8 protein-coding genes are annotated in these 12863 nt (G+C 71.4%); 3 read left to right on the forward strand and 5 right to left on the reverse strand.

The annotated features are described in order from the left end of the window. The first annotated feature begins 42 nt into the window (after positions 1 to 42). Both ligD and OM076_RS09710 read left to right on the forward strand, forming a co-directional pair. Positions 43 to 1035: a non-homologous end-joining DNA ligase gene (ligD, locus tag OM076_RS09705; protein ID WP_270039451.1), complete on the forward strand. Its 993-nt coding sequence runs from the start codon at positions 43 to 45 to the stop codon at positions 1033 to 1035. Positions 1036 to 1063: 28 nt separating this feature from the next. Further along, the gene (locus OM076_RS09710) at positions 1064 to 1906 is read left to right on the forward strand and encodes an aldo/keto reductase (RefSeq protein WP_270039452.1); all 843 of its coding nucleotides are present in this window, start codon (positions 1064 to 1066) and stop codon (positions 1904 to 1906) included. A 199-nt stretch (positions 1907 to 2105) separates the two neighbouring features. Here OM076_RS09710 and OM076_RS09715 read toward each other — a convergent pair whose 3' ends face one another. The 3 genes from OM076_RS09715 to OM076_RS09725 all read right to left on the reverse strand — a co-directional run bounded on the left by OM076_RS09715 (position 2106) and on the right by OM076_RS09725 (position 7436). Then, positions 2106 to 4649: a hybrid sensor histidine kinase/response regulator gene (locus OM076_RS09715; RefSeq protein ID WP_270039454.1), complete on the reverse strand. Its 2544-nt coding sequence runs from the start codon at positions 4647 to 4649 to the stop codon at positions 2106 to 2108. A 25-nt stretch (positions 4650 to 4674) separates the two neighbouring features. Further along, complete coding sequence (locus OM076_RS09720; protein ID WP_270039455.1) at positions 4675 to 6534, reverse strand: putative bifunctional diguanylate cyclase/phosphodiesterase; 1860 nt, start codon at positions 6532 to 6534, stop codon at positions 4675 to 4677. 317 nt (positions 6535 to 6851) lie between these two features. After that, positions 6852 to 7436 carry a flavin reductase family protein gene (locus OM076_RS09725; RefSeq protein ID WP_270039457.1) on the reverse strand — a complete coding sequence of 195 codons (585 nt, stop codon included), beginning with the start codon at positions 7434 to 7436 and terminating at the stop codon, positions 6852 to 6854. Positions 7437 to 7456: 20 nt separating this feature from the next. On the opposite strand from OM076_RS09725, the gene OM076_RS09730 reads away from it, so the two are divergent. Next, positions 7457 to 7783 (forward strand): PilZ domain-containing protein, encoded by a 327-nt coding sequence (locus OM076_RS09730; protein WP_270039459.1) that lies wholly within the window; start codon positions 7457 to 7459, stop codon positions 7781 to 7783. On the opposite strand, the gene OM076_RS09735 is transcribed toward OM076_RS09730, so the two are convergent. Both OM076_RS09735 and OM076_RS09740 read right to left on the reverse strand, forming a co-directional pair. Further along, entirely contained in the window at positions 7780 to 8181 is a 402-nt protein-coding gene (locus OM076_RS09735; RefSeq protein ID WP_270039461.1) for a nitroreductase family deazaflavin-dependent oxidoreductase, read from the reverse strand. The genes OM076_RS09730 and OM076_RS09735 overlap by 4 nt on opposite strands. 10 nt (positions 8182 to 8191) lie before the next feature. Next, positions 8192 to 12859, reverse strand: coding sequence for an NAD-glutamate dehydrogenase (locus tag OM076_RS09740; protein ID WP_270039463.1), 4668 nt, complete (start codon positions 12857 to 12859; stop codon positions 8192 to 8194). Positions 12860 to 12863: the final 4 nt, after the last annotated feature.

Here is a 12863-nt window from a genome sequence, read left to right on the forward strand (position 1 = left end):
CCGAAGAAACCTAAAGGGGACTGTCCCCTTTATCTTCAGGGCGTGGCCGAAGAAGCGGTAATCGAGCTCGCCGGGCGCGAGGTGCGGATCACCAGCCCGGACAAGGTGCTCTTCAACGAGCGCGGTGAGACCAAGCTCGACCTCGTCCGCTATTACGCCGCGGTCGCCGAGCCGCTGCTGCGGACGATGGGCGGGCGGCCGGTGCTGATGCAGCGCTTCCCGCAGGGCGCCAGCGGCAAGTCGTTCTTTCAGAAGCGGGTGCCCGACAGCGCGCCCGACTGGCTGCAGACGACGACGGTCGAGACCGTCAACGGCACGCCGTCGCGCGCGCTGGTTGCCGCGGACGCCGCGCACGTGGCGTGGGCGGTCAACCTCGCCTGCCTCGGCTTTCACGTCTGGCCGTACCTCGCCGAGGATCCCGCACACACCGACGAGCTGCGCCTCGACCTCGACCCGACGCCCGGAACCGGGTTCGCTGAAGCTCGCGCCGCGGCGTGGGAGCTCAAGGCGCTGCTCGACGAGCACGGCATCGCCAGCTTCCCCAAGACGACCGGCAACCGCGGACTCCACGTCTACGTCCGCCTGCAGCCGCGCTGGGACTCCTACGAGGTGCGGTCGGCGGCGGTCGCCGTCGCGCGCGAGCTCGAGCGCCGCCGTCCCGACATCCTCACCGCCGCGTGGTGGAAGGAGGAGCGCGGGAAGCGCATCTTCGTCGACTACAACCAGAACGCGCCGCACAAGACGGTCTTCGGCGCCTGGTCGGTGCGGGCGCGCAAGGGCGCGCAGGTCTCGACGCCGCTGAGCTGGGACGAGCTCGACGACGTCCACCCCGACGAGCTGACGCTCGCGACGGTCGTCGGCCGCGACGACCCGTGGGCCACCATCAACGAAAACCCGCAGTCGCTCGAGCCGCTGCTGGAGATGAACGCCCGCGACCGCGCCGGCGGCCTGATGGACGCGCCCTGGCCGCCCGTCTACCCGAAGCAGCCCGACGAACCGCCCCGCGTCGCCCCCAGCCGCGCCCGGCGAACATAAAGGGGACTGTCCCCTTTATGTTGTGAGGATGATCAAGCGCGCCCCCTTCGGCGCGACCGGACACGAGTCCAGCCGCGTGATCTTCGGTGCCGCGGCGCTCGGCGACGTCTCCAAGACGGACGCCGACCGCACGCTCGAGGTGATCCTCGAGCACGGCATCAACCACATCGACGTCGCGGCCAGTTACGGCGATGCGGAACTGCGCATCGCGAACTGGCTCAAAGGCGACCACGAGTTCTTCGTCGCGACCAAGACCGGGGAGCGGGAGTACGCCCCGGCGCGCGAGCAGATCCGCCGCTCGCTCGACCGGCTCGGGGTCGACCACGTGGACTCGATCCAGCTGCACAACCTGTGCGACGTGATCGAGTGGGACATCGCCCTCAGCCCCGGCGGCGCGCTGGAGGCCTGTCTCGAGGCGCGCGACGAGGGTCTGGTGCGCTTCATCGGCGTCACCGGCCACGGCCTGAGCATCCCGAAGATGCACCAGCGCAGCCTCGCCCGCCACGACTTCGACTCCGTGCTGTGCCCGTACAACTGGGTGCAGATGCAGGACCCGCGCTACGCCGAGACCTTCGACGGCCTCGCGGCGATCTGCAAGGAGCGCAACGTCGCGCTGCAGACGATCAAGAGCCTCGCCTACAAGCCGTGGGAGGGCCGCGAGCACACCGCCTCGACCTGGTACGAGCCGCTCACCGACCAGGGGGACATCGACCTCGCCGTCAGCTGGGTGCTGTCCAACCCGCAGACGTTCCTCCTGACCACCGGCGACGTCGACGTCCTGCCGAAGCTGCTCGACGCCGCCGAGCGGGCGGGGGAGCGTCCGCCGGACGAGGCGATGGCGAAACTCGACCTCGCGCCGCTCTTCACGTAGAAGAGGGCGCCGATCACCCCGCCCACGGCAACGTGACAGGTGGGAAGGTGAGCGAGCGTCGACTTTCGTGAGCAGAGCGCGAGAAACTCGACGCTCGCGTCGCGAGCGCGAACCTGATCAAGACCCGCGCACGGGCCCTCAAACGCGCACGGTCGACCACGGCGACCGGGACAAAGCGCGCGCGGAGTTGACGTTCGACCTAAGAGCGATCAAGCAGTTCCCGCAGCGTTCGCAGCAGCGTCTCGCGGTCGAACGGCTTCTCCAGGAACGCGCTTCCCGGCGGGAGGTTCCCACGACCGTGCACGGTGTCGCGCGCGTAGCCGGAGACGAACAGCGTGCGCAGACCGGGCCGCGAGTCCTGCAGGCGGCGGGCCAGCTCCGGCCCCGGCATCTCGGGCATGATCACGTCGGTCACCAGCGCGTCGATGTGCGGGTCGTCGCGGGCGAGCACGGCGGTGGGCCGCGCCTCGCTCAGCACGCGGTAGCCGGCGCCCGAGAGGATCAGCTCCACGAGCGCGCGCACGCCCTCCTCGTCCTCGCACAACAGGATCGTCTCGTGCCCGCCCACCGGTTCCGCGCCCGCGACCGCCGCAGGAGCCGTGGCGTGCCCGGACGTCACCGGCAAATAGACCTCGAACGTCGTGCCGATCCCCGGCTCGGACTCCACCCGCACGTGCCCGCCGGACTGCGTGATCGCCCCGTGCACGGAGGCGAGCCCGAGCCCCGTCCCCTCACCCACCGGCTTGGTCGTGTAGAAGGGCTCGAAGACGTGCGGCAGTGCCTCCGGCTCGATCCCAATGCCGGTGTCGGTGACGCGCAGGCACACGAATCCGTCGGAAGCAGCGGTCTCGATCAGCAGCCTGCCGCCCTCGGGCATCGCGTCACGCGCGTTGACCGCCAGGTTGATCAGCACCTGCTCGATCTGCGCGGCGTCCGCGAACACCTCGGGCAGCGCGCCGGGCGAGCGCAGTTCGACCTCGATGTCCTCGCCGATCAGGCGCTCGAGCATCGGCGTCAGCCCGCGCGCCACCGTGCTGAGATCGAGCACCTCCGGATCGAGCATCTGCCGGCGCGAGAACGCCAGCAGCTGGCGCGTCAGGACCGTCGCGCGTTCAGCCGCCCGCTCGATCTCCCCCAGCTCGGCCGCCCCGTCGCCCGCGCCGATCCGCGCCAAGGCCAGCTGACCGTACCCCGAGATCACCGTCAGCAGGTTGTTGAAGTCGTGCGCGATCCCGCCGGCGAGCTGACCCACAGCCTCCATCTTCTGCGCCTGGCGCAACTGCTCCTCGAGCTCGTGGCGGGCGGTGATGTCGCGCGCGATCAGCGACAGCCCGACGAACGCGCCCGACGCATCGGCGATCGCTGAGACGGTCGACTCGGCGGGGAACTCGGCGCCGTCGCGGCGCATGTGGCGCGACTCGGTCCTGATCGTCCCCGCTGCTTGCAGCAGAGCGAGCTGCGACTCGAGCTCGTGCCAGCGGTCCGGTGGCCAGATCACCTCGGAGATCGGGCGCCCGATGGCCTCGTCGCGAGCGTACCCGTAGACGCGCTCCGCGCCGGCGTTCCAGCTCGTCACCTTCCCGTCCAGTCCGATGGCGACGATCGCGTCCCACGACGACTCGACGAGCGACGCGAGATAGCGCGCCGCCAGCTCGCCCTGCAACCGCTCGGTGACATCGCGCACATGGCCCACGAACAGCGCCGGTCCGCGATCCAGGAGGCGGGAGATCGTCACCTCGGCGGGGAACTCCGACCCGTCGGCGCGCAGCGCGGTGAGCTCGACGGGGCGCCCGATGATCGACGACGAGCCGGTCGCGACCGCGTGGGCGAGCCCGCGCCGGTGCGCTTCGCGATGCTCCGGCGGGATCACGAGCGGTGCCAGCTCGCGCCCGATCACGTCCCCGCTGCGGCGGCCGAACAGCCGCTCGGCGGCGGGGTTGAACTCGCGCACGCGGCCGCCCGCGTCGAGCGTGATCACCGCGTCGACGGTCGCGTCGATGATCGCCAGCTCCCGGAACCGGTTGCGCTCCAGCGCGCCGCCCATCATCACGCCCAGCGCGCCGAAGATCAGGATCAGGCACGCCCCGAGTAGGCCCAGACCCTCGCGCATGCCGAACACCCCGTGCCGCTGACCTTCGAGGCACAGGAAGGTGAGCGCGACCGGCAGGACGATCACCACCGGCGCCAGCCGCCGCAGCAGCGCACCGCCCGGCCCGTCGCTGACCCACAGCGCCCGCAGCCCGCCTTCGCGGCGCACGGCGAGCAGCCCCGCGCTCAACGCGAGGATCGCGAAGGCGGTCGGCAGCGCCATCGGGGTGAACGGCGACGAGCGCAGCCCGCGCTGCAGCTCGGGCACGCTGAAGAGGTAGCCGATCAGGGCCAGCCCCGCGATCACGGCGGCGACCAGCGCACACCCGTCGGCGAAGCTCGGGCGCCGGTCCAGTGCGAGCAGCGCCGCCCCGATCAGCACGACGCAGACGGCGGCGTTGACGGGGATCTCGTTCCCGCTCGGGAGCAGGCCGGCGAGCGCGACGACACCGCCGAGCACCAGCGGCGCGCCGAGCGCCCGCCAGCGCGCCAGCCCCGCCGCCGCGGTCAGGATCGCCAGCGCGCCGACCGGGAGCATCGCCCGCGCTCCCCCGAAGTCCTGCAGCACCTCGATCTCGAACAGCGCACCCGCCAGAACCAGCACGGCGATGGTCGCCGCGGTTGCCGCCCCCAGAAAACCGAGATCCCTGCGCATTCAGGCCAACTGCGGCCGATCGTACCTACGCTGCGGGCGGTGCGGCGGCGCGATCGCGGAGCCAGCCCGTGAGCGCCGTGGCCGTCATCGGGCGGCTGAGGTAGAAGCCTTGCGCCTCGTCGCACTGCAGGCCCGCGAGCGTGTCCCAGGTCTCCAAGGTCTCGACGCCTTCGGCGACGACCCGCATCCCGAGCCGGCGGCCGAGATCCACCGTCGTGTGCACGATCGCGGCGTCGCGGGCGTCGTCGGCGAGCCGCATCACGAAGGAGCGGTCGATCTTGATCTCGTCGAGGTCGAGTTGCTTGAGGTGGCCGAGCGACACGTGCCCGGCGCCGAAGTCGTCCAGCGCCGTGGCGACGCCGATCGCCCGCAGCCCCGCAAGCACCTCGAGCGTGCGCTCGGGGTCGGCCATGACCACGTCCTCGGAGACCTCCAGGCGCAGGCACGACGGCGGGAAGCGCCGCTTCTCCAGCGCCCGGTCGATATCGCTGGGCAGGCCGAGGTCCAGCAGGTCCGCAGGGCCGAGGTTGACGGCGACGCTGAGGTCGAAGCCGTGGCGGCGGCGGTCCCCGATCTCCTGCAGCGCGCGATCGAGCACGTACGCGGTGAGCGAGCGGCCGAGGCCGGAGTGGTCGGCGAGCGGCAGGAAGTCCGACGGCATCAGCAGGCCGCGGCGCGGGTGCACCCAGCGCACGAGCGCCTCGACACCGTGCACCTCGCCGGTCGCGATGTCGGCCTTGGGCTGGTAGTGCAGGACGAGCTCGTCGCTCGCCAGGCCGTCACGCAGCTCGCCCAGCAGCTCCAGCCGGCGGCGGCTGTGATGGTCGCGCGCGGGCAGGTAGACCTCGTGGCCGGTGCGCGTGCGCTTGGCCTCGTACATCGCGACGTCGGCGCGCTGCAGCAGCCCGAGCGCGTCGTCCGCGTGCTCGGGGAAGAGCGCGATGCCGATGCTGGCGTCGATGTGGACGCGGATGCCGCCGACGCCGAACGAGCGCTCGAGCGCGGCGCGCACGCGCAGCCCCGTCGCGCTGGCGCTCGCCTCGTCACCCGGGTCCAGGACGACCGCGAACTCGTCGCCGCCGAGGCGGGCGAGCGTCGCGCCCTCGCGCAACGCGTCGTGCAGCCGCGGGCCGATCTGGCGCAGGACCTCGTCCCCCGCGGAGTGCCCGAGCGTGTCGTTGAGCTCCTTGAAGCCGTCGAGATCGATCAGCAGCAGAGCGACCTCGTGGTCCTTGTCGGAGATCGACTCCCCGAGCCGGCTGAGCAGGTAGCGCCGGTTGCCGAGCCCGGTCAGGTCGTCGGTGACGGCGTCGCGCTCGCTCGCGCGCAGGCGTTCGACGATCGTCAGGCCCGCCCGCGCCATCCCGGTCAGCACGGTGACCGTCGCGAGTGTGGCGGCGACCGGCGGAAGGCTCACGAACTGGCCGATGACGAGCAGCGTCAGCGCCGTGCCGGCGAACGCGAGGATCGAGGCGAGCACGACCGGACTGAACGACGGCCCCTCCTCGGCTTCGGGCTCTGGCACCCAGACGGCGGCGATGAAGGGCAAGGCCGCGAGCAGCGGCGCCTCGCCGAGCGCGACGACCCCTACGAGGCCGCAGCCGAGCGCGATCGTCACCCGCCAGCGCGCGAGCCCGAGCGCGGCGGCGACGGCGACCGCCGCGAGCGTCGCGGGCAGCTCCGCCCCGGTCGTGACGGCGAGTGAGCCGACGGCGCAGGCGCCCATGGCGGCGTCCAGGAACGACATCGTCAGCGGCCGGCCAAGGCGCAGGAGCACCATCGAGACGACCCCGCCGAACGCCAGGCCGGTCGCGACGTCGTCGAAGGCCTCACCGGCACCGAAGGCATCCGCGGCGGCCGCGGCCAGGGCAGCTGCGAACCACACAGCCGCGACGCGACTGCGATGCCGGAGAACGGCCGATCCCACACACACCAGGCTCGCCGCGGCGAGCAGACCACCAACCATCAGCCCTATCCAACCAGTCTCGGGCCTGATCGACCAACGGACCCGTTTCCAGGTCATACCCAAGAACGACCCCACTTCGTCCGAGCGATGGACGACAAGGCTCCGTCGCGCTGGGAATCTGTCGCGGTGAAACTCCTCCTCGCCACCGCAGCTGTCCTGTTGGTTCCACCCGCGCCGCGGCGCTCGGCGGCTCACGCTCAGCGTGGGTGGCAAACGCGCGAGCGTGAGCTTCCGGGTCAGGGCCTGATCATCTCGAAGAGCTCGGTGACGGTGGCGTAGTCGCCGCGGTAGCCGCAGCGGGCGATCGGCCTGACGCCCGCGGTGTCGAAGCGGCCGTCGACGATGTGGCGCTCGTCGACGTGCACGCCCACGACCTGGCCGAACGTGACGATGTTGTGGGCGAGCTGCACGCGTTCGATCACGCGGCATTCGAAGGCGACCGGAGAGGCGGCGACCCGCGGCGGCTTGACCAGCCGCGACGCCGCCATCTCCAGCCCCGCGTGCTCGAACTCGCTCTCCCCGCGCGGCAACGCCGCCGAGGTCTGATTCATCGCCTCGCGCAGGTCGAAGGTGACCATGTTCCAGACGAACTCCTCGCACGCCTGCGCGTACGTCGCGGAGTCCTTCGGCCCGTCGCTGGAGAACATCACGGTCGGCGGCTTGTCACTGACCGCGTTGAAGTAGCTGTACGGCGCGAGGTTCACTTCGCCGTCCGGGCCGACGGTGGAGACCCACCCGATCGGCCGCGGGGCGACAAACGCTTTAAAGGGGTCATGCGGCAGCAGGTCGCGGTCGCGATGTTCGGGTTCATAGAAGACCATTGAGAGGCATACTCCTTGACGTGGGAGCGACCAGCGAGCGGCGGCGCACCTGGCGGACCGAGATCTCGCTCCAGTGCACGCTGCACCGGCGCACGGGCAAGATGATCGAGGCGCAGACGGTCGACGTCGGCCCGGGCGGCATGCGCGTGCACACCAACCGGCCGCTCGGCGTCGACGAGACGCTCGACTTCGAGCTCCCCGACCACGGGCGCATCAACGGCCGCGCCCGCGTGCTGCGCGAGCAGGCGTACCGCATCTACGCACTGCGCTTCGAGAAGCTCGGCGACGAGGCGCGCGCGGAGATCGCGAGGCTGACGCAGCCCCGCGATCGCGCCGCCGACCTTTAGGCCCTTTCGAGGACCACGATCGGGATCTCCCGATCGGTCTTCTTCTGGTAGTCGTCGTAGGCGGGCCATTCCTTGGTCATGGTCGGCCACATCGCGGCCTTCTCCTCGGGCGTCGCCACCCGCGCCTTGGCCTTGAAGCGATCCTCCTTGACCTGGACCTCGACCTCGGGATCGGCCTCGAGGTTCAGGTACCAGGCGGGCGGCGCGTCGGCCCCGCCCTTGGACGCGACGATCAGGTACGTGTCCTCCCAGGGGGCGTAGATCAACGGCAGCTCCCGGAGCTCGCCGCTCTTGCGTCCCTTGGTCGTCAGCAGCAGCGTCTGCGTGCCCTGCCAGTCATGACCGACCTCGCCGCCGGTCTCGCGGTACTTCCGCGTGTGTTCCTCGCCGAAAAGCATGCCTCACACGCTACCCCGCGCGCCCGATCAGGTTCCGGACCTCGCGCAGCGCGACCGGAAGCGTGGTCAGATCGAAGGTGCCGCCCGAGCGGATCTCACCGAGGATCTCAGCGGCGCGATCCGCGGCCTGCCGGTTGGCGGCAAGCCACGCGTCGATGCCGCCGTAGCGCAGCACGTCGGTGGTCAACTCGGCGTGCAGCGAGAACAGGTCGTCGCGCAGCGCCGCGCGCGCCATCGCCTGCCAGCGGTTGGCGCGCGGGAGCAGCGCGATGCGGTCGCGCAGCCAGTGCAGGTTGAGGTTGCCGCCCAGGAGGAAGTGCAGCGCCGCGACCTCGTCCACCGGCCGCTCCGTCGCGCCGGCGACCTCGACGATGTCGAGTGCGCTGAAGAGCGCGCCCTGCGCCGCCACCCGCCCGGCGACGGCCTCCGGCACACCCGCCTCGGTCAGCTTGCCCACGCGCTCGCGCCACGCCTCCTGCTCGGACTCGACGAGGATGCCCGGGAGCGCGCCCGCCACCGTCTGCGCGCCCTCGGCGTAGCGCAAGCTCAGCGCGCTGATGTCCAGCGGGAGCGGCCGCGTGCGCAACAGCCAGCGCGTCGCGCGCTCGACCGACCGGCGTGACGAGAGCAGCATCTCGCCCTGGACATCGGCGGCGACGACGCCGTCGAGCGCCTCGATCTCCTCCCACAGCGACCGCACGCCGAAGACCTCGCGGGCGACGATCGAGGCGCGCGCGATGTCCGCCGGCGACGCGCCCGTGTCCTCGCGCAGGCGGAAGACGAACGTCGTCCCCGCCCGGTCGATCAGGTCGTTGGTGACCCGCGTGGCGACGATCTCGCGGCGCAGGCGGTGCCGGCGCATGACGTCGCCGAAGCGCTCGGGCAGCGGCGCCGGGAAGTACAGGTCGAGCTCGTCGTCGAGCGCGGTGTCCTCGGGCAGGTCGGACTCCAGCAGCGCCGCGTAGAGCGTGATCTTCGCGTAGGCGAGGACGACCGCCAGCTCGGGCTGCGTCAGCCCCAGGCCCGCCGTGCGCCGCTCGGCGACCGTCTCGGCGTCGGGCAGCGCCTCCAGCGCGCGGTCGAGCCGCCCCTGCGCCTCGAGGTCGCGCATCGCGCGATCGTGCACGTCGAGCATCGCGGGCGCCTGTGCGCGGGCGAGCGACAGCGCCTGCGTCTGGGTGTAGGACCCGCGCAGCACCCGCTCGGCGACCGCGTCGGTCATCTCGGCGAGCAGCGCGTTGCGCTGCTTGACCGTCATGTCGCCCTCGGCCACCACCGTGTCCAGCAGGACCTTGATATTGACCTCGTGGTCGGAGCAGTTGACGCCGCCGGCGTTGTCGATCGCGTCGGTGTTGACCCGCCCACCGCTGAGCGCGAACTCGATCCGCCCGCGCTGGGTCAAGCCGAGGTTGCCGCCCTCGCCCACGACCTTCGCGCGCAGGTCGCCGCCGTTGACGCGCAGCGCGTCGTTGGCCTTGTCGCCGACGTCGGCGTGGGTCTCGGACTTCGCCTTGACGTAGGTGCCGATGCCGCCGTTCCACAGCAGGTCGACGGGCGAGCGCAGGATCGCCGACATCAGCTCGTTCGGCGTCAGGTGCTCGGCGGTGACGTCGAGCGCCTCGCGGACCTGCGCGCTGAGCGGGATCGACTTCGCGGTGCGCGGGAAGACCCCGCCGCCCTCGGAGATCAGCGCCGTGTCGTAGTCCGCCCACGACGAGCGCGGCAGCTCGAACAGCCGCCGCCGCTCCGCGTGCGAGGTGGCCGGGTCGGGCGTCGGGTCGAGGAAGATGTGGCGGTGGTCGAACGCGGCCACGAGCCGGATGTGCTCGGAGAGCAGCATGCCGTTGCCGAACACGTCGCCGCTCATGTCGCCGATCCCCGCGACGCGGAAGTCCTCGCTCTGGACGTCGACGCCGAGCTCGCGGAAGTGGCGCTGCACGGACACCCACGCGCTGCGCGCCGTGATGCCCATCGCCTTGTGGTCGTAGCCGACCGACCCGCCGGACGCGAACGCGTCGCCGAGCCAGAAGCCGTAGGACTCGGCCACGCCGTTGGCGATGTCGGAGAACGTCGCCGTGCCCTTGTCGGCCGCGACCACGAGGTACGGATCGTCGCCGTCGTGGCGCACGACGTGGGCGGGCGGCACGACCTCGCCCGCCGCGTTGTAGGTGTCGGTGATGTCCAGCAGCGCGCTGATGAACGTCGTGTAGTTGGCGACGACGTCGTCACCCGCCCGCTTGACCACGAAGCCGCCCTTGGCCCCCACCGGCACGATCAGCGCGTTCTTGACCATCTGGGCCTTCATCAGGCCGAGCACCTCGGTGCGGAAGTCCTCGCGCCGGTCGCTCCAGCGCAGACCGCCGCGCGCGACCGACCCGCCGCGCAGGTGCACGCCCTCGACCCGCGGCGAGTGCACGAAGATCTCGAATTTCGGCTTCGGCAGCGGCACCAGCGGGATCTGCGTCGGATCGAGCTTGAACGACACGTAGGGCTTCGGTCCCGGCAAGTAGTAATTGGTGCGCAGCATCGCCTCGACCACGCAGAGGAAGCTGCGCAGGATGCGATCCTCGTCGAGCGAGTCGACGGCGTCGATCTCGGCTTCGATCTGCTCCAGCACCGCGCCCGCGTCCCCGCTCGTCTGCGCCGGGTCGAAGCGCGCGTGGAAGAGCTTGACCAGCCCCGCCGCCACGTCCGTGTGGCAGAGCAGCGTCTGCTCCATGTAGCGGTCGCTGAACGGGATCCCGGCCTGGCGCAGGTAACGCGCGACCGAGCGAACCACCGTCACCTCGCGCCAGTCCAGCCCGGCGCTGATGATCAGCCCGTTGAACCCGTCGAGCTCCGCCTCGCCGCGCCAGACGCGCGCGAACCCGTCGTGGAAGCGGTCGCGGATCGCGGTCACGTCGGCGTCCGCCGGCGCCACCAGGCCGAAGTCGTAGATCCAGGCGGGCGCGGCGTCGCGCGGCGTGACCTCGTACGGGCGTTCGTCGGTGACGGTCAGGCCGAGCGACTCGAACATCGGCAGCACGTCCGAGAGCGACACCCGCCCACCGCGCCGGTAGAGCTTGCAGCGCAGCACGCCGGGCGCGGCCTCCAGCGGGCGGTAGAGCGACAGGTCGAGCGCGTCGCCGCCGCTCAGCGCCTCGATCCGCTGCACGTCGGCGAGCGCCGAGCGCGCCATCAGGTCGTCGCGGTACGCGGCCGGGAACGCCGATCCATAGCGGCGGAAGAGCGCGGTCCCGGCCTCCTCGCCCGCCTCCTCGGTCAGCACGGCCGAAAGCTCGTCGTCCCACGTGCGCGTCGCCTCGACGACCTTCGCCTCAAGCGCCCGCACGTCGACGTCCGGGAGCGTCCCGGGCGCAAGCCGCAGCGTGTAGTGGATCCGCACGAGCACCCACTCGGTCAGCCGCAGCTCCCAGTCGACGCTTTCGGCTCCGTGTGCCTCCCTGAGCAGCTCCCCGATCCGCAGCCGGTTGGCGGTGTTGAAGCGATCGCGCGGGATGTAGACCAGGCAGGAGACGAAGCGCTCATAGCGGTCCGCGCGCAGGAACAACCTGACGCGCTGGCGCTCGCCCAGTTCCAGGATGCCGCGAGCGACCTCGTAGAGCTCGTCGGCGCTCATCTGGAACAGCTCGTCGCGCGGGAACGTCTCGATGATCTCGTTCAGCGCCTTGTCGTCGTGGCTGCCCCGTGGGAAGCCGGCGCGCTCGAGCACCTCGTTCACCGTCCGGCGCAGCAGCGGGATGTCGCGCGGGAGCTCGCGGTAGGCGACGGTCGTGTAGAGCCCGAGGAAGCGCCGCTCGCCGACGACCTTGCCCGCCTCGTCGAAGCGCTTGACGCCGATGTAGTCCAGGTAGCTGGGCCGGTGGATCGGCGAGCGGGCGTTGGCCTTGGTCAGCACCAGCAGGTGCGGCTCCAGCGCGAACGCGCGCACCTCGGGCGGCAGCTTGGCGAACGCGGTCGAGACGTGCCCGACCGCACCGCGCAGCAGGCCGAGCCCCGAGCCCTCGACGGCCCGCAGATCGTCGCCGTCCAGCGAGTACTCGCGGTAGCCGAGGAACGTGAAGTGGTGGTCGCCGATCCACGCCAGCAGCGCCTTGGACTCCTCGATCTCGGCGGGGTCCACGCCCGCCGGGGCCGGCTCTTCGACCAGCGCCTGCAGGCGGTCCTTCATCGGCTGCCAGTCGTCGACCGCCGCGCGCACCTGCGCCAGTACGTGGCGGAGCGCGTCGGCCAGCTCCTCCAGCCCGCCCGCCTGGCGATCGATCTCGATGTGCATGTAGGACTCGGCGCCGATGACCGGGTGCACGAGCACGTGGATGCCGGCCTCGCGGCGGCTGAGCTCCATGCTCACCGAGTCCACGAGGAACGGCATGTCGTCGCAGACGATGTCGATCGCCGTGTGCTGCGACTGCCAGCCGTTGGCCTCGAACGTCGGGTTGTACACGCGCACCAGCGACGCACCCGCCTCGCGCTCGCGCCCGAACGTCCAGTGCGACAGCGCAGCACCGTACAGGTCGACGGGCTCGCGCCCGCGCAGGTCCTCCGCCGGAGCGCCACGGTAATACGCGCGGACGAACGCCTCGGCTTGCTCGACCTCCTCGGGCGCGACGCGCTCGCGCACCCGCTCACAGACGGATTCGATGAGCTCCGATTCGACGGCCTGCGTACTCGTGGACATAGCG

This window comes from Solirubrobacter ginsenosidimutans, from assembly GCF_027587205.1.